Annotated in this window: 12 protein-coding genes and 2 pseudogenes; 5 read left to right on the top strand and 9 right to left on the bottom strand. The window is 74.7% G+C overall.

The features are described from left to right. Positions 1–1,632: pseudogene (locus ACWDRR_RS16365) on the top strand (hypothetical protein); the annotation flags it as partial. Between the two features lie 435 nt (positions 1,633–2,067). Next, positions 2,068–2,502, top strand: a complete 435-nt coding sequence (locus ACWDRR_RS16360) for a hypothetical protein (protein ID WP_449772854.1) — start codon at positions 2,068–2,070, stop codon at positions 2,500–2,502. A gap of 34 nt (positions 2,503–2,536) precedes the next feature. Here the strand turns inward: ACWDRR_RS16360 and ACWDRR_RS16355 are convergent, their stop codons facing one another. Beyond that, entirely contained in the window at positions 2,537–3,325 is a 789-nt protein-coding gene (locus ACWDRR_RS16355; protein WP_449772853.1) for a class E sortase, read from the bottom strand. A gap of 669 nt (positions 3,326–3,994) precedes the next feature. Here ACWDRR_RS16355 and ACWDRR_RS16350 point away from each other — a divergent pair. Beyond that, a pseudogene (locus tag ACWDRR_RS16350) lies at positions 3,995–4,597 on the top strand (GNAT family N-acetyltransferase); the annotation flags it as partial. Between the two features lie 141 nt (positions 4,598–4,738). On the opposite strand, the gene ACWDRR_RS16345 reads toward ACWDRR_RS16350, so the two are convergent. The 5 genes from ACWDRR_RS16345 to ACWDRR_RS16325 form a co-directional block, all read right to left on the bottom strand. Further along, entirely contained in the window at positions 4,739–5,305 is a 567-nt protein-coding gene (locus ACWDRR_RS16345) for a hypothetical protein (protein WP_449772858.1), read from the bottom strand. Between the two features lie 275 nt (positions 5,306–5,580). Further along, complete coding sequence (locus tag ACWDRR_RS16340; protein WP_449772852.1) at positions 5,581–7,074, bottom strand: alpha/beta fold hydrolase; 1,494 nt, start codon at positions 7,072–7,074, stop codon at positions 5,581–5,583. Between the two features lie 128 nt (positions 7,075–7,202). Then, on the bottom strand, positions 7,203–8,567 hold the full coding sequence (locus ACWDRR_RS16335; protein ID WP_449772851.1) for a carotenoid oxygenase family protein: 1,365 nt from the start codon (positions 8,565–8,567) through the stop codon (positions 7,203–7,205). Positions 8,568–8,662: 95 nt separating this feature from the next. Next, complete coding sequence (locus ACWDRR_RS16330; RefSeq protein ID WP_449772850.1) at positions 8,663–9,097, bottom strand: SRPBCC family protein; 435 nt, start codon at positions 9,095–9,097, stop codon at positions 8,663–8,665. 38 nt (positions 9,098–9,135) lie between these two features. Then, the gene (locus ACWDRR_RS16325; RefSeq protein ID WP_449772849.1) at positions 9,136–10,698 is read right to left on the bottom strand and encodes an MFS transporter; all 1,563 of its coding nucleotides are present in this window, start codon (positions 10,696–10,698) and stop codon (positions 9,136–9,138) included. A 179-nt stretch (positions 10,699–10,877) separates the two neighbouring features. On the opposite strand from ACWDRR_RS16325, the gene ACWDRR_RS16320 reads away from it, so the two are divergent. Further along, positions 10,878–11,114 (top strand): hypothetical protein, encoded by a 237-nt coding sequence (locus tag ACWDRR_RS16320; protein WP_449772848.1) that lies wholly within the window; start codon positions 10,878–10,880, stop codon positions 11,112–11,114. A 142-nt stretch (positions 11,115–11,256) separates the two neighbouring features. Here the strand turns inward: ACWDRR_RS16320 and ACWDRR_RS16315 are convergent, their stop codons facing one another. From ACWDRR_RS16315 to ACWDRR_RS16305, 3 genes are all read right to left on the bottom strand, one after another. Further along, positions 11,257–13,047, bottom strand: coding sequence for a vWA domain-containing protein (locus tag ACWDRR_RS16315; RefSeq protein ID WP_449772847.1), 1,791 nt, complete (start codon positions 13,045–13,047; stop codon positions 11,257–11,259). Next, a complete protein-coding gene (locus tag ACWDRR_RS16310) occupies positions 13,044–14,108 on the bottom strand; it encodes an ATP-binding protein (protein WP_449772846.1) in 1,065 nt (354 codons plus the stop codon). The genes ACWDRR_RS16315 and ACWDRR_RS16310 overlap by 4 nt, the downstream gene beginning before the upstream one ends. 334 nt (positions 14,109–14,442) lie before the next feature. Then, positions 14,443–15,594 (bottom strand): ABC transporter substrate-binding protein, encoded by a 1,152-nt coding sequence (locus ACWDRR_RS16305; protein WP_449772845.1) that lies wholly within the window; start codon positions 15,592–15,594, stop codon positions 14,443–14,445. A gap of 905 nt (positions 15,595–16,499) precedes the next feature. On the opposite strand from ACWDRR_RS16305, the gene ACWDRR_RS16300 reads away from it, so the two are divergent. Beyond that, complete coding sequence (locus ACWDRR_RS16300; RefSeq protein WP_449772844.1) at positions 16,500–17,657, top strand: NlpC/P60 family protein; 1,158 nt, start codon at positions 16,500–16,502, stop codon at positions 17,655–17,657. Positions 17,658–17,682 lie beyond the last annotated feature (25 nt).

Raw genomic sequence — 17,682 nt, 5'->3', positions numbered from 1 at the left:
CCCGGGGCGGCCCCCCCGCCGGCCCCCCGCCCCGGGGGGGCGGCGGGCCGGGCCCGGCGCACGCCCAAACCCCCCGCCCCCCCCCCGCCCGCCGCCCGGCCGCCGGGCGTCCGGCGGCGCGGCGCCGCACCGCCGACCGCCGGCCCCGACCTGCTGCTCGTCGCCGCGCCGCTGCTGATCGCCCTCACCGCGGCGCTGGTGCTGGCACGGGTGCTGCCCCGGCTCTCCGGTCTGCTGGCCCGCGGGGCCGCCCGGGGCCGGGGGACGGTCGGATTCCTGGGGCTGGCCCGCGCCGCCCGGGACACCGACGGCCGGCCCCGGCCGTCCGTCCTGCCGTTGCTCGCCCTGGTCCTCGCGGTCACCACCGCCGGCTACGGCGCCAGCGTGCTGGAGGGCGTCGGCCTGGCCCGGCAGCGGGCCGCCCGGCTGATCGTCGGTGCGGACGCCTCCGTCACGGCGCCGACCGGTCTCACCCTGCCGCCCGACTTCGCCCGGGCGGCCGCCGCGCTGCCGGGGGTGACGGCCGCCACCCCGGTCCGGCTGGAGAGCGAGGCGTTCCTGCTCGAAGGCGTTCCGGGTGCCCGCGCCGGCGTCGACCCGGCCGCCACCCAGGTCACGCTGGTCGTCGCCGAGCCGCAGGCCTACGCGCGGATCGCCCGCGCGGTCGGGGCGGGCGTGTTCGACCCGGCCGTGCTCGCCGCCCCTCCCGCCGCTTCCGGCCCCGCCGGTCCTGCCGGTCCTGCCGGTCCTGCCGGTCTTGCCGGTTCTGCCGCGGGGGCGTCCGTCGTTCCTGCGCTGTTCAGCGCGGAGCTCGCGCGCAATCTCGGTCCCGGAAGCCACCGCCTGCGGATGCCCAGCGGCGGCGAGGTGCTCACCGTCCACGCCGGCACCGTCGACGCGACCCCCGCGCTGCCCGGAGCCACCCGGCCCTTCGTCGTGCTGCCCACCCCCGCCGCCGGCGCCGTGCTGCCGGAATTCGCCCGGATCACCGACTGGTTCGCCGTCGGCCGCGTCGACGAGCCGGCCCTCGCCCGTCTGGTCCACGAGCTGCCGCCCTCGGCTCTCGCCGACCCGGGTGCTCCGCCCTCCGGGCCGACGGCGTCCACCGCCGTGGTCGGGAACGACCCCGACGCGCTGCGCAACGGCTACGTCACCCGCACCAGCGCCTCCGTCACCGCCGACCTCGCCAGGGACCCTCTCCAGCACGCCGCGGGCCGCCTCTTCCAACAGGCCGTCGGCGCCGTCGGAGCGCTCACCCTGCTCGCCGTCCTCCTCACGCTGCTGCGCGCCGCCCCCGACCGTGCCGCCCTCCTCGCCCGGCTGCGGACGATGGGGCTGCGCTCCCGCGAGGGCCCGGCGCTCGTCCTCGCCGAGACGCTGCCGCAGACCCTCGCGGCGGCGGCCGGGGGTGCCCTGGCCGCGTTGGCGGCCGTCGTGCTGCTCGGTCCGGCCGTCGACCTGTCCACGCTGGTCGGGGTCCCGGTGCCGACGGGCCTGCGTCCTGCGGCGGGGCCGCTGGCCCTGCCGGCGGTGGCCTTCGCGGTGCTGGCCTCGCTCGCGGTCGTTGCCGAGGCCCTGGCCGGCGGCCGCCGCCGGCTCGCCGGTCACCTCCGGCTGGGTGACCGCCCCTGAGCGGCTCGGGCCGTCGGGTGGGGCCGGGTGGGGCCGGGTGGGGCGGGCTCGGCGTTACCGGGCCGGTCCCGGCCGTCGTGGACCGCACCCGTCACCGCGAGGTCGGTCCGACGGTGGAAGCCCCGCCCTTTGCCACCCGGCGTCGACGTCCGCCTCCCCGGCGGAGCGCGCGGGGCCCTACCGCGCCGCTGAGGTTCGGGCGGGAGACGGGAAATCCTGCGGTACTCACCGCCAGGAATGGGGGTCGCCCGCCCGCTGGTGCCGAAGATTCTTCGGCCCTGGCCGGGTGAGGGGACGCGCCCGGGGTTGTTCCGTCTCAACGGACTTCGATCGGTCTCGGCAGTTCGACCGGTGGTCGGTCCGCGCGTCGAAGGATGCGCCACGCGCCTGCCCCCGCCGCCATTGCCCGACCGCCGGGCGGGTAGCTTTCGTGCCGTGACGGTTGCGGGTGGGGCGGGCCAGCGGTGGGCGGTCGGGCTGTGGGCCGCGCTGACGGCGTTGTGCGTGTGCGCATCCGGCATCGCCCTCGTGCTCGCGCTGTCGCTGGTCGCGCCGCGGGGGCCACTGGAACAGGTGACGGTGTCGGCGTGCGAGACCAGGCACGCCGGACGCAACGACTACGTCCAGTGCGAGGGCCTCCTCACCGACGGCACCCACGTCTCGCTGCGCCATGACGGCCACCCCGGCGAGCAGGTGGAGGCGGTGAAGACACCGTGGGGCTCCTACATCGTCCCCTGGACGGGCGTCACGGCCTGGACCGCCGCCCTGGCGGCTCCGGCGGCGCTCCTCCTGGCCGCAGTCGCGTGCACGACCGCCCTGCGGAAAGCGGTCCGTCGGACACGACACCGGGCAACGGTCAGTCTCCGCTGAGACTCGTCGAAGGTCGTCGAGACGGGTCAGGGGTTCAGCCGGCGGGGCGGGCGGCGCGCAGCACGCCGATCTTGTCGATCCGGTGCTCGGGGTTGCCGTTCGCGTCCCGCCAGCGGTTGCCCGTGGCGTTGTCCTCCGGGGTGGCGCAGGTCGAGATCGTGATCATCGGTTGGACGGCCTGTTCGCCGGGCCGGCCCGGGACGGCCGCGCGCTGCTCGGCCAGGGACTGCTGGGAGCGGAACGAGGTGGTCCTGGTGTCCGTGATCACGTACTCGTACGTGGTGCCGTTCACGGTGACCAGGACGACGTCGCCGTCGTCCACCGAGGGGAGGTCCCGCAGCGGGCCGCCGGCCGACAGGCGGTGTGCGGTGACCAGGTAGTTGCCGACCTCGCCCGGGCCGACGCCGCCGTGCTCGCCGTAGGGGCTGGCGGCCGTCCCGGTGTTCTGGATCCGGGTGCCGGGCCCGTCATCCGTGGTCCCCGGGTAAGGGACCACCTTCAGTCCGGCCAGGCCGATCGAGGGGATGGCGAGGGTGGCGACCTCGGTACGGACGGTCGTGGCGCCGGCACTGGCCGGGGCGCTGGTGGCGGTAGTGGCCGGGGGGCTGGTGGCGGCGGGGGTGGCGGGCTCGGCGGCGGAGGGCTCGGCCGCGGAGGCGCTCGCGGAGGGGCCGGGCGTGACCGGCGCGGTGGCGGGGCTCGTGGGCGCCGACACCGCGGCCGGATCCCGCGTCGTCCCGGCTGCGCCGTGGCCCGCGCAGCCGGCGAGCACGGCCAGGGCCGCTGCGGCGAGTGCGAGCGTGGGGACAGGCAGTGCGGGCATGGCGTTCCCGGAGTGTCGGCGGGTGGTTCGGTCGAGCCGCCCATGGTGCCTCGCCGGTGGTGCCCGGCGGCGGGCCGGACGGCCGCAGGCGGCCAAGTGTTCCCTCCTCGTTATTTTCGCCGCTCGCCGCCGGCCCCGCGCAGCACGGGTCGCCCCAGCGACGGCGGACGGGTCCGCGACCGCCCCGGGCACCGCCGCTCCGAGCACCATCCGTCACCCTCGTGGGCCGCAGGCCGCCGGTCCCGCAGGACCTGCCCGGCACGGACAGTGTTCGTCCGGGCACGCGGGTAGCGGCACCCCGGAGCCTGCCGGGGGAGAGAACCTCCCCCGGACCGGCACGAGGCCCGATGACGCCCGGACGGTCCCGCCGGCGCGGGAGGAGGGGCCTGCCGGCGCGGGAGGGGGGCCCGCGGCCGGGACCGGCCGCGGCACCCGGCGCAAGCGACCGGGTGTCGGCGTCCCGCCGGCGGGGCCCGGTCCCGTCTGACCGCTCCCGGCCGGTCGGGTGGTGCCGTTCGGTCGGCGAGCGGTGCGGTCGAGGGCGCCGCTCCCGAGGTCCGGTTCGTGCTGTCGGACCGTCACCGACACCGGCTGGGACGACCGTTGCCGTCGGAGCGGATCGGGCGACCCCGCGGTCCCGCCGAAGATCAACGTGTGCAGAATGTCGGTGTGCGGACAACCGCTGTGCCGAGGGTGGCGACGCTCGACGACGCCGCGCCGGTCAGTCGTTGCCTGGCCCGTGCCTTCGACGACGACCCGATGATGTGCTGGTTCTTCCCCGACGACGCCACGCGCCGGGCGTCATTGGGCAGTTACTTCTCCACGATCTTCACCCGGCAGTACGTCGGCAACGCGGTGTGCGAGCGCACCGAGAACGCGGCCGCGTTCTGGGTGTCGCCGCAGGCGCAGGCCGAGGCCGTTCCCGACGCCCGGACGGTCCGGGAGTTGACGGACCTTCTGGGGGAGCGGGCCGAGCTGTTCGCGCGCACCGTCGAGGCCGTCGCCGAGCACACCTCACGTGATCCGCACTGGTACCTGGCGTTGATCGGCGCCGACCCGGCCGCCCAGGGCCAGGGCCAGGGGCAGGGACCCGCCCTGCTGCGTTCGGGGCTGGCCAGGGCCGACGCGGCGGGGCTGCCCGTCTGTCTGGAGTCCTCCAAGGCTTCCAGCCTCGCCGTCTACGCCCGTTTCGGTTTCACCGTGCACGAGGAACTGCGGCTGCCCGCCGGCGGGCCGACGCTGTGGGCGACGCGATGCGAGCCGCGCCGTCCGGGGACCGCGTGGCGGATCGCCGGCCCGGCGTGGTGCGGCCCGGACCCGCGACCAGGTGAGGCTCCGGCCGGGCATCGGGGGCGGGGATGGGATGCCGGGCTCCGGCCGGGCCTGCGGAGGGGTGGGGCTCCCCGGCGAGGGTCAGCGGCCGAACAGCCTTCGCAGGCCGCGGCGTTCGGTCTCCGCCCGGGTGCCGGGCGGGGTCGGGTGGCTGGCCGCATGGGCGGGCGCCGGCTCGGCCAGGAGCGCCACCACGGCCTCCAGGAAGGTGGCCAGCCCTGGTGCGGGGCCGGACCCGAGGTTGAGGTGACTGCCGTCCGCCCATTCACCGAGCACCGTGTACGGCTCTCCGGTGAACGGGTCCACCGCGTGCTCCAGGGTGAAGTACCGGCAGTGGTCGGCGCCGGCCGGTTGGACGACGGCGGTGTAGTACGCCTCGGCCGGCGCGGCGGGCCGTGGCAGCACGACCACCAGCAGCCGGTGCGGGCCCAGCGTGATCAGGTTCGCGTCCAGGCCGTCGCTCGGCAGCCGGTCCCCGGCGGGCAGGCTCCCGCCGAAGTCGCCCCAGAGGGAGACCAGTCCGGCTCCGAAGCCCTGGGGCGGGACGGCGTCCAGCATCTTCGGCCCGAGGTCCCGGGCGAGGCCCGCGAGCACCTTGTGCGCGAACCGGTAGTGGTGCGGTCTGGGGCCGTTCTCCACGATGTCCATGCGCGGAAGTATGCCGATCACATCGGGCTCAGCAGAATCTCCTTCGCGGCCGCGCAGGGCGGCGAGCCGTCGAACTGCCCGGTACGACGGGAGAGTCGGTGCTGTTCGGGTGGGCCGTGATGGTGTGCATGCTTGTGGTGCAGCACATGAAGTGGCCCGCGAGGTAGCAGAGTTGAGGTGGTGTCAGGAGCACCTCGGCCCCCGGACGGGCCCTGTCCTGGGGACGGGGCCCGCCCGGGGGCGTGCGGTGGGTCGGGTGCCGGGGCGGCGGGTGGTCAGTTCGCGCAGATGGTGCCGGGTGCGGGCAGCGCGCGGGTGGTGAGGTAGCGGTTGGTGGCGTCCCGGACGCACGGGGAGATCAGGAACGTGCTGTAGTCGTCGCCTTCGCGCCCGAGGACGACGCTGCCGGGCAGCTGGGCGGCCAGGGCCTGGCCGGCGCTGAAGGGCGCGAGGGCCTGGTGGGTGGACTGCAGGACGAGCGCGGGCGGCGCGCCGTGGACGGGGGCGCCGGCCTTCACGGGCTGGGCGGGCACGGGCCAGCCGAGGCAGCCGGTGAGGGCCTTGTAGGAGCGCACGGCGCCGCCCAGGTGCGGGGACACGGTGGCGAGTTGCTTCTGCAGGTCGCGGAGCTGGGCGAGGGTGTTGATCGGGCGGGCGTTGTCCAGGCAGGCGGGGACCTGGACCTGGACGGGGTCGAGGGTGCCGTCGGGGTCGACGGTGAAGTCGGTGGGGTCGCCGTTCTGGGCCTTGACGATGGCCTTCGCCAGTTCCGGCCAGGTCACTCCGGACAGGTTCAGGTAGTCCTGGGTGGCCTCGCGGATGTCCTCGCCGGTCAGCGGCTGGTGGGCGGTGCCGCCGGTGGGGATCGGGGTGCGGTCGGCGCGGGCGACGAGGGCGTCGTACTCGGCCGCGGCGTCCTTGCCGTGCAGGGCGCAGTCCGTGGAGGCGGCGCACCAGGCGGTGAAGCGGGTGAAGGCGGTCTCGGCGGTCTGTGCCTCCTGGGTGATCCGGGTGAGCGGCGGGGCGGTGTCGTCGAGCGCGGTGTCGAGGACCATGGTGCGCAGCCGGTCGGGGTGGAGGCCGGCGTAGGTGCGGGCGAGCAGGGTGCTGTAGTGGATGCCGTACCAGTCGACCTGCTGTTCGCCGAGGCCGGTTCGCACCGCTTCGAAGTCCCGTGCGGTGCTGGTGAGGTCGACGTGGGCGGTCAGTTCGCCGTTGCGGCGCCGGCAGTCCTCGGCGAGGGCCCGGTTGTGGGCGGTGAGCGCGTCGAACGCGGCCTGGTCCTGGGGGAAGTGGGTGACGCCGGCGGGCTTGAGGGGTTCGGCGCACAGGATCGGGGTGCTGTGGCCCACGCCGCGGGGGTCGACGGCGACGAGGTCGAACTTCCGGGTCATGTCGCCGGCGAAGTTCGGCATGCCGATGTGCATGGCCAGGCGCAGCTGTTCGATGGAGGAACCGCCGGCGCCGTCGTTGAGGAGCAGGGTGCCCTGGCGGTGTGCCTGGTCGTCGGCGGGGCGGCGGACCAGGGCCAGGGTGAGGGCGGCGGCGCGGGGGCGGGAGTAGTCGACCGGGACCTGGATGGTTCCGCACTGCATGTGGGCGAAGTCGGTGTCGGAGCAGGCGTGCCAGTCGATGCGGGCGGTCGGGGCCCGGCGGTCGGCGTCGGAGTCGGCGTCGGCGCTCTGTGCGATCGCCGCCACGGCGAGACCGGTCATCAGGGCGGCGACGGCGGCGGAGGTCCAGCGGCGGGTTCTGCGGGTGTACGTCATGGCGCGTCCTTGGTCGTTCCCCGGTCGTGCCTCGTGCGGGCGGGGGCGGGGATGAGGTGTGTGGGGGGTGGGGCGGGGCCGGCGTGGGGGGCGGCCCCGCCCGGTGGTGGAGCAGGCCTGACGGTCGATCAGACCAGGGGACCGTCCAGGGCGTTGTCGGGGATCCAGGAGCCGTGGATTCCGGCGGTGACGCGGCGGGGCAGGTGGACGGCGGCGATCCGGTCGAGGTTGGAGGCGCCGAGGACGAGGAGCTGCGAGGCGTCCTGCTTGAGGTCGGAGACGACGGTCAGGAGGTAGCCGTCGTCCTCGCGGGTGGCGCCGGCGGCGGGGACGTACACGGCCTCGCTGGGCAGCCGGGCGTCGCCGACCTGGTGGATGCGGCGGGCGCCGGTGACGCGGTCGTACTTCACGACGCCGTACCCGCCGTGGCCGTTCTCGTCGGGGAAGGAGACGGCGTACTGGTAGCGGTGCTCGGCGCCCAGGTAGTCCTCGTTGAGGGTGGGGAACTCCACCGGGAGGTCGTCGATGATCTGCTCGTCGACGCTGCCGTCGGCCGGGTCGATCACCCAACGGCGGGTGTAGGAACGGGCGTTGGGCTCGGTGCTGCGCCCGGGGGCGCCGACCCACCAGTTCCAGGAGAGCCGGAAGCCCTCGCGGTCGACGGTGGGGCCCTCCAGGACGATGCGGCCCTGGCCGTCCTCGTAGGCGTTGCCGACGTGCAGCATGCTGCCGGGCTCGATGGAGAACCAGCGGATCTGGTGGGCGCCGTCGGCGCCGCGGGGCATGACGGCGATGCGGGCGGGCTGCGCGTCGCTCCAGCTGTAGGGGATGCCGGAGTGCTCGGCGGGGTCGAAGGTGACGTTGCCCTCCATGAAGACGACGTGGCGCCGGGTGATCGCGAAGTCGTGCTTGAGTGCCGCGGTGGCGCCCGGGATCTCGACGCTCTGGACGAGCTCGCCCTTGGCGTCGGCGACGTGGTAGGTCAGGAACGGCGGGAACGGCGAGGACCCGAAGAAGTGCAGCTCTCCCGTCACCGGGTCCGTCTTGGGGTGCGCGGTCATGGCGGTGCGCAGCTTGCCGTCGAAGTCGTGGGCGCCGACCGTGCCGAGGTCGGGGGTGAGCTCGAAGGGGAGGTTGGCCTCGCACAGCGCGAGGAGGCGGCCGGCGTGCTCGATGACGTGGGTGCCGGCGGTGGAGGCGGCCAGGTCGGGGCCGTGCTCGGTCATGTAGGGGGCGCCGTTCAGGGCGGGGGTGTGCACCCAGCGGTTGCGGTACCACTCGGCGCGGCCCTCGCGCAGGCGGATGCCGTGGACCATGCCGCTGCCCTTGAACCAGTGGGTGGGGGTGATGCCGGGCTTCGGGTTGTGGCTGTTGCGGATCAGCCGGCCGGTCAGCTCCGGGGGCAGGTGGCCCTCGACGGTGAGCCCGGTGGCGGTGATCTCGTCGGCGACGGGGGTGTAGTGGCCGGTGAGGTACGGCTTGGCGGTGGTCATGGCGGAAGCCTCTTTCGGTGGATGTGACGTGCTGTGACGGATGGGGTGTCGGGTGGTGTGCCGGGTGGGGCGTCGGGAGGGGCGTCGGGGCCGGCTCACTGTTCGGCGCGGGCCTTGAGGCGGGAGAGCCAGTTCTGCAGGGAGTCGTGGAGGGCCTCGGCGAGGTGGTCGGCATCGGCCTCGACCGGGGCGCCGCTCCAGGACTCCTCGGTGCGGACGACGACGTGGTCGCCGCTGCGCTCGAACGTCCAGACGTGGATGCCGGTGATGCCGGCGGCGGGGCCGCCCCACACGATCCGCTCGCCGGGGATCAGCTCGTACACGGTGGAGGTGATGTCCAGGCCGTGGGTGCGCCAGTCGAAGGAGTTGCCGGGCAGCAGGGGGGTGTCGAGCCGGGCCCGGTCGATGTCCGGATTCCAGGTGGGCCAGGCCGCGATGTCGGTGTGCAGGTCCCAGACCGTCGCGAGCGGGGCGTCGATCACGGTACTCAGGCGGGCGGTGACGGGGGCGGTCTCGTCGATGGTGGTCATGGTGGTGGTTCCTCTCGGGGAGCGCAGGGTGGGTCGGTTCAGGCGGTGTGCGGTTCGGGGGCCGTCCGGGCGGCGGGGGTGTGCGCCTTGGTGGCGGAGTCGGGATGCGGGCCGGTACGCGGGCCGGTGCGTCGGGTGAGGAGCAGGGCGAGGAGTGCGGTGGCGGTCAGGACCGCGGCCGAGACGGCGAAGGCGGTCCGGTAACCGGCGGTGAGGGCTTCGAGGTGGGGCTGGTGGGTGGCGGCGCGGGTGGTGACGGAGCCGGCCAGGGTGGCGAGGGCGGCGAGGCCGATCGCGCCGCCGATCTGGCGGGTGGTGTTCACGAGCGCGCCGGCCAGGCCCGCGTCCTGGTGCGGGACGCCGTCGACGGCGAGCGCGGTGAGGTGGACGAAGGCGGTGCCCAGGCCCAGGCCGATCAGGACGCTCGGGCCGAGGATGTCGGTGAGGTACGTGCCGTCGGCGCTGATCCGTGACAGCCACAGGAATCCGGCGGCTTCGATGAGCAGGGCCGCGGTGACGGCGGCGGGGGTGCCGATGCGGCGGGAGACGCGTGGAGCCAGGGCCGCGCCGATCATGTTGGCGCCGGCGAGGGGGAGCTGTCCGGCTCCGGTGGCCAGCGGGCCCGATCCGAGGACCTGTTGCTGGTAGAGCGGGAGGAAGAAGAACAGGGCGATCCACACGGACCCCAGCAGCGCGGTCAGCAGGTTGCCCGCGGCGACCCGGCCGGTGGTGAGCAGCCGCGGGGGTATCAGCGCGTCGGGCCGGCGTCGTTCGATCACGGCGAAGGCGATGAGGAGCGCGGTGGCGGCGCCGATGGCGCCCAGGACCAGGGGGGCGCCCCAGCCGGCGCCGCGTGCGCTGGTCAGGCCCCAGACCAGGCAGGTCAGGGCGAGGGTGACGGTGACGGTGCCCGGCAGGTCGAACCGTCCGGCGGCCCGCTCGGCCCGTCGCTCGGCCCGTCGCTCGGTCCGCTGCTCGGTCCGCTGCTCGGCTCCGGGCCCGGTCGCGGATGGTACGAGTGCCGCCACGGCGGCGAGCACGAGCGCGGCGCCGAGTGCGACGGAGTGGAAGATCCAGGGCCAGCCCCAGGCCTGGACGAGTACGCCGCCGAGCAGCACGCCGCCCGCTCCTCCCGCGCCGGAGACCGCGCCCCACACGCCGAGTGTCCTGGCGCGTCCGGGGCCGGTCGGGAACTGGTCCATCGCCAGGGCGAGCGCGGCCGGGGCGATGGCGGCGGCGGCCAGGCCCTGGAGCACGCGGGCGGTGATCAGCACACCGGAGGAGGTGGCCAGCCCCGCTGCCAGTGAGGCCGGCGCGAAGAGGGCGAGACCGGCGATCAGCACCCGGCGGCGGCCGAGGAGGTCGCCCGCCCGTCCGCCGGCCAGGAGCAGTGCGCCGAACGCGAGGCCGTAGGCGTTGATCACCCAGGTGGTCGCGCCGTCCGAGAGGTCGATCGCGGCGTGGATCCGGGGCAGGGCCACGTTGACGATCGAGGTGGCGAGCATGACGGTGAACTGGGCGGCGGCGAGTGCCGTGAGTGCCGCCGTCGGCCGGTGGGCCCGGCGTGGTGCCTGGTCCGTCTGCGGGGGTGCAACGTTCATGAGGCACAGACTCGTGTCGGGCGCTGTCCACTTTCCAGGTCCGCCAGGGGCGGGGGCTGTCCACTGCTGTCCGCACCTGTCCACCTGTCCACCCGGCTGTCCACCCGGCCCGGCCGGGGACGGACGGTATGTGACAGCCGTCCTGCGTACTTCGACCGCGGGGCTGCGAGACTGGGGGTATGACCCCTGACCGTCGCAGCCTTTCGCTGCCCGCATTCTCCGAGCCCGCCGCCGACGCTCCCGTGCCCGCCGACGTTCCCGCGCCCGCCCGGGCCGGTGCCCGCCGGCCGCTGCCGGTCGAGCAGGGCGCCGACTTCCGCCAGCCGCCCGGCGCCGCCGAGGCCACTCCGGCCCCGGTCCGGCGCCCTCTCGCCGCCGGCGTACTCACCTTCTCCGACCCGGACCGCCAGATCTGACGGCTCCGGCAGTGCCGCGTCCGGCGGACAGTCGTGCCGCCGGCCGTCCCCGGGGCGGCCGGCGAGGCTCCGACGGACAGCGCCCGTCACCAAGCGTGACCGGGAACGGCCTGCCCACCGGGCACGGCGGCCCGGCCCGCGGTCAGTGGAACCGGAAGACCGGTCCGCGCGGGGTGAACGGCAGTCCGGCCCCGCGCGGGATCAGGTAGGCGTGCTCACGGCGCACCCGCAGGACGTCGCACTCCCCGTCGGTGATGACCAGCACCGGCGCCCCGGGCGGGAAGTCCTCGGCGCGCTCCAGCAGGTCGATCCCGGGCTGCAGGACGGTGCCGCCCCGCCCGCGCAGCCGGACCCGGCCGGCGATCTCGGCGGGCGGCAGGTAGCCCGCGTCGTGCGGGGCCGCGTCGCAGGACACCAGCCGGGCGGCCGCCACGTCCCGGGCGGCCGCGTAGGAGGCGATCGCGCCGAGGGCCTTGCCGAGTGTCGTCCGGTCCATCGAGGCGGAGGTGTCCAGGACGACGCCGAAGGTGCAGCGGGCCAGCTCCTCGTGGGGGTGGTGGCGTCCGGCCCGGGGGATGTCCGGGCTGGCGGACTGCCGCCGGGCGGGGCGGGACCAGGTGCGCGCCGGCTGCGGGGCGGGCACGAACTCGTCGAACCAGTGGGCCAGCCGGGCGTCCCAGGGCAGCGGCGGGTGGGCGAGCGCGCGGATCTCCTCGATCAGCCCGGCGGGCAGCAGTCCGCGGTCGCGCCGGTGCAGCTCGAAGCCCTGCTGGAGGCCGCGCCGGTAGAAGTCGTCCAGGTCGACGTACCCGCCGCGACCGTGCGGGACCGGCTCGTCCAGGATGTCGGGGCGGTTCTTCCCGGCGAGGGTGGCGAGCCGGCGCGCCCGGCGCCGGTCGCGCACGATCAGGTCGTAGACCTCCTCGACGGAGAGGCCGTGGAGCAGGGGGTCGTGCAGCAGCCCGTCCGGCATGTCGCCGACGCCCATCTCCAGCAGCCAGCCGTTGACGACGTAGTCGGCCGCGACGTTGAACAGGTAGGGGTCACGGGCGCCGCGGCGCTCGCCGTGCCGCAGGGCGGCGTGCAGCATCTCGTGGCCGAGGATGAAGCGCCACTCCTCGTCGGTGTGGCGCAGCAGCGGGTTGAGGTAGATCTCGCCGGCCTCGGCGTTGACGGCGGCGACGGCGATGCCCTGGGCGCGGGCGAGTTCGGCGTCGGCGACCAGGGTGAGGCCGGCCGCGATGCCGCCGAGCAGCGGGTAGGACGAGACGAACCAGTTGAGCGCGCGGTGCCAGGGGCGCTCGGGCATCCGCTCGCCGGTGGAGGCGTCGATCCGGCCGCCCGCGAGGTCCATCGCGGCGGACATCGTCCGGGTGAGGGCGGTGGCGAAGGCCGTGCTCCAGTCCGTGGGGTCGTCCCACTCCCGCCAGGGGACCAGCAGCTGGTCGGGGCCGTGCCCGGCGGTGCCCGCGGTGGCGGCGCCGGGCGGCAGTCCGTCCCGGCGCCATCGGGCGGCCAGCTCCTCCTCGTCGCCGCCGGGGTGTACGGCGGGCAGCGGGACGGGCGCGCGGCCCATCGGGAAGGTGGCGAGGAAGCGGTTGACCACCGCGCAGCGGGCGGCGGCCTCGTACGCGTCGGGCTGAACCCGCGTGCCCTTGGCGGCCGGGACGTGCCCGAAACCGAGGTGGAGCACGGTGTGCGCGAGCACCCAGGCCCACTCGGCGGGCTCGGCGCGCCGACGCGGGTCGACGTGCACCGTGCCGCCGGAGTCGACCACCGCCCAGCCGTCGGCGGGCAGGACGGCGCAGTCCTCGCTGCGGCAGATCCCGGGCCGCAGCGAGGCGAAGGCGGTGTTGCGGCGCAGCATGGCCAGGCCCGCGGCGAACGCCTCGGCGGCGGGGTCGGGCCGGGGGCGGCCGTCCTGCGCCTTCACCGGCGGGCCTCGACCAGCCGGGGCATGTCGCGGGCCGCCTCGATCAGGAACCACGAGGGCAGCACCGGGTTGCCGTCGGGACCGTCGGCGATGACGGTCTGGGCGACCTCCACCGAGATCTCGGCCAGCTGGACCAGCAGCGACTTCGCCCGGTACGCGGTCTGCCGCAGCCCGGCGGAGGCGTGCTCCTTGCGGGCGGGCAGCTCCTTGACCAGGCGGCCCCGGAAGGCGTCGGCCAGGTAGTAGAGCAGGTCGCGGTCCTCCAACCGGTGCGGCCAGCGGGCGTCGCCCTTGACGATCGCCTCCAGCCCGTACGAGTTGCGGACGATCTTGGCGTACCCGCAGAAGGCGACCGCGTGCCCCGGGCTGAGCAGCCCGTGGGCGATCACCTTGAGGACGGGCTCCTCCAACTCCGGCCCGAAGGAGTGCAGGGCGTCGGAGAGCATGTGCCAGGCGCGCGGGGTGGAGAACGGCTCCTCGGTCTTCGGCGGCTCGGACCAGAGGTGGTCGGGCCGGTCGGTGAGGTGGTCCAGGATCCACGGGTGGATCCCGGCGCCGGCCGCCCACTGCAGCCAGTCCTCGGATCCGGCCCGCAGATGGATGTGGACCAGCCGGTTGACCAGCGCGGACGCCATCGGGCGGGCCAGCGCGCCGTCCGTGGCGCGGTTGCCGGCGCCGATCACCACGGAGCCGGGCGGCAGCTCGTACGAGCCGATCCGGCGGTCCAGGATCAGCGAGTAGAACGCCTTCTGGACGTCCGGGGACGCCGCGTTGAGCTCGTCCAGGAAGAGGCAGTACGGCTCGTCGCGGGCGATCTGCTCGGGCGGGCAGAACCGCGAACGGCCCTCCGGGGTGATCTGCGGGACGCCGATGAGGTCCTCCGGCGCGAGCTGGGTGCCGACCAGGCTGACGCACTCCAGACCGAGGGAGTCGGCGAACGCCCGGACCAGCGAGGACTTCCCGATCCCGGGCGCGCCCCAGAGGAAGACCGGCCTGACGGTGGCCAGGCCGAGCAGCAGCTCGGGGAGTTCGGAGGGCGAGACGGTGACGGCTCCCTGCACGGGGCTCCTTCATTCGGTGCGGACTGCTTCGCGCGGTGCGGACGGCGCCCAGTCTGCGGGGACGGCCCGCGGGACCGCACCCGGATTTCCGGCGGCAGCGATGGCGGGCGCGGCCGTAGCGTCCCCGGCACGGCCACCGACCGCCCGCTGACGGCCGTCCCGACCGCCGCGGCCGACGCCATCGTCGCCGGCCTCTGCACGCTCCTGGGCCCGACTGCCCCACGCGGTACGCGCCCGGCTGCACGCTGGAGCACGGCGGCCACCGGGACAAGGAAACGTGGAGCAGGACCCGGCCGGGCGGTGGGTGCTCGACTGCGTCCGGTGTCCGGGGAGGTTATCCGGCTACGGCTGGTACGGCGGTGGGCCAGTTGGCCTTGACGACGTTCAGCGCGGTGCCCAGCTGGCTCTGGGTGGGGAAGAAGGGTGTGCCCTCGACGGTCGGCAGTTTCGAGGCCAGTGCGGTGTCCAGGGTGCCGTTCTGTGCCATGGCGTCCATCAGGACCGGGCGCGCGTAGTCCACGAGCCGCAGGTTCTGGCCCTCCGGGGAGGCGAGGTACTCCTCCCACAGCCGGGCCGCGGCCGGATGCGGGGCGTCCCTGTTGATGGCCTGCGCGTAGTACTGGGCGAAGCTGCCGTCGAAGGGGATGGCCACCTTCCAGTCCACGCCCGCTCCCTTGAGCCCGTCGACGTGCTGCAGGTTCAGGTAGTCCCACTCGATGCTGATCGGGGTCTGGCCGGCGGAGATCGCGGCCACGCTGGAGTTGGCGTGGTTGAAGTTGCCGATCCGGTTCAGGTGGGCGAAGAAGTCGATACCCGGCTGGATGTTGTCGAACGACCCCCCGTTGGCGAGGGCGACCGCGTACACGGCGGCGAAGGCCGACCCCGCCGTGGTCGGCTCGCCGGTGAGCGCGACCATGCCCTTGTACTCCGGCTTGAGCAGGTCGGCGAACGACACCGGGCAGGTCTTGACGCGCGTGGCGTCGCAGCCGATGGCGACGTAGCCGCCGTAGCTGTTGTACCAGCGGGCCTTGTGGTCCTTCTGGGAGGCCGGGATCTGGTTGTAGGTGGCGCTCCGGTACGGGGCCAGCAGACCCTGTTCCGCCGCGGACTGGGCGAAGGAGTCGCCGAGGTCGAGCACGTCGGGGGCGTTCGGCTGCCCGTGGAGGCGCTTCATGTCGTCGATCTCCTGCTGGCTGGAGCCGTCCGGGTTGTCGTTGACGACCTTGATCCCGTACTTCTTCGAGAACCCGTCCATCAGGCCGCCGTAGTTCGCCCAGTGGGGCAGCAGGGTGGTCGTGTTCAGCTGGCCCTCGGCCTGCGCCTGCTTGATCAGCTCGTCCAGGCCGCCCACCGCCTGTGCGGAGACCGCCTGGGACGGGGGCACGGTTCGGTCGGCGTTCTGCCCGCCGCAGGCGCCGATTCCGACGGCCACGAAGCAGAGGCAGACGGAGAGCACGACTGCGCGGCCTCGGCGATGAGTGGTCACTACGCCTCCACGGCAGTGAGAGGAAGGCACAAGCGGGTCGCCGTCGCGGGGCAGCGGCACGGCGCCGTCGGTGACCGCGGTGCCGGTGCGTGGCCCGAGCCGCGCGGCCGGGTCACCGCAGGACCCGTCCTCCGCCGGACACGGGCCGAGCGTGCCAGGAGCGACTCGCCCGGACGGACCGCCGGACGGTCCTTGGGCGGGCACAGTGAATTCCGATTTCCGACCGTGGTGACGGTGAGTTCCACCCTACCTGGCTGACCTGCGAATTCGTCGGAGGCGTTCCTCTCCCGAACGCAGGGCGTCCACGGCTTCACCGCGGGTACCGTTCCCGCCGACCGCGCGACGACAGCGCTGAGGCCCTGCTCGGCCGGGGCCCGCCGGTCTCAGCCCTCGTCCCGGCGCCGCGGGCCGTGGTGGGGTGACAGGTGAAGCGGGCTCCGCGCCCGCCGGGAACGACGCGCCGATCTCCACCCAGGACCTTCGCGAATTCGCCTGTCGTGCCGATTGCCGCCGACGGCTCCGAACAGCATGCGGACACGACCGGTCGGCAGCAGTTCTGGACCCCGGAAGGCGACGAGGGGCGGCCGGGCGTGGTGGGGCGTTCCGGCCGTCGGACGAGGTCAGCGGCCTCCATCGAACCGAACCGGCGTCATCCCTCGTTCCAAGTAAGTGCAGGGGGAACGGCCGTGGAGGCAGGACCCACCTGTTCGAGCTACCTCGTAGAAAGCGGTGAGGCCGACATCCTCCGTGCACGCTCGCCCGCCCGGCCGTGTCCGCACGGCGGTGCCGTGCCCGCGTCGCCCGGTTCCGTCCGGCGTCACCCGGTCCTGTCCGCTGCCCCCGACGGGGCCTCCTCGTGCTCGCCCTCGCTCTCGACGTTCCGTCCCCCGAAGGAGCCCACCGCCATGGGAAACCACCGCAAATCCAGCCTCCCGAGCCGGGCTCGCCTCGCCGTCCTCACCACGGCCGTGGTCGGCGGCGCGGTGCTCGCCGCCGGGACCGCCCACGCCGAGCCGACGCCCACCCTCGCCTCCGTCAAGGAGCAGGTGGACAAGCTCAACGAGGATGCGGAGCAGGCCATCGAGCGCTACAACGGCTTCCAGGAGAAGCGGCAGTCGCTCCAGGGCGACGCCAACCGCATCCAGGACAAGATCGCGCGCGGCCAGGACGCGCTCAACGAACTGCGCACCTCGCTCGGTGCGGTGGCCGGCGAGCAGTACCGCACCAACGGCATCGACCCGGGCGTCCAGCTGATGCTCGACTCCGACCCGTCCGGCTACCTCGAACGCGCGGCCGTGCAGAACCAGGTCGCCGACAGCCAGGCCGCGCTGCTCAAGCAGGCCGGCGACGCGCAGCGCCGGCTCGACCAGGACCGCGCCGAGGCCACCGCCATGCTCGCCCAACTCGACGCCGCGGGCGCGTCGCTGGGCGAGGAGAAGAAGCAGATCCAGGCCAAGCTCGCCCAGGCCGAGGCCCTGCTCAACAAGCTCAGCGCCGCCGACCGCGCCAGGATCAACGCCCAGGAGAGCGCGGAGAAGGCCAAGGCCGCCGCCCAGCAGGCCGCCGCGGCCGACCGCGCCTCGCGCTCCGCCGAGCGCCCCGCGACGGGTGCCACCCCGGCACCCGCGACGGGATCGCCGGCGGGAACCGCTGCCGGAACCACGGGCGGACCGGCTGCCGGGACGACCGCCGGACCCGCCCCGGCGAGCGCGAGCGGCCGTGCCGCCGACGTCATCAAGTTCGCCACCGCCCAACTCGGCAAGCCCTACGAGTGGAGCTCCACCGGACCGAACTCCTTCGACTGCTCCGGCCTCACCGGCGCCGCCTACCGCGCGGCCGGTGTCAAGCTCCCCCGGATATCCCAGGACCAGTGGAAGGCCGGCCCGCACATCGCCCGGGGCGACCTCCAGCCCGGTGACCTCGTCTTCTTCTACGACGACATCCACCACGTGGGCCTCTACATCGGCGACGGCAAGATGATCCACGCTCCGCGCAAGGGCAAGAACGTCGAGGTCCTCCCGATCAGCGTGATGCCGTACATGGGTGCCGTCCGCCCGGCCTGAGCCGGGGCGGCGCCGGGGGCGGAGC

The organism is Kitasatospora sp. NPDC003701 (assembly GCF_053587085.1).
Note: the sequence above shows the minus strand (reverse complement) of the source record. Positions and strands in the feature narration are given on the sequence as shown.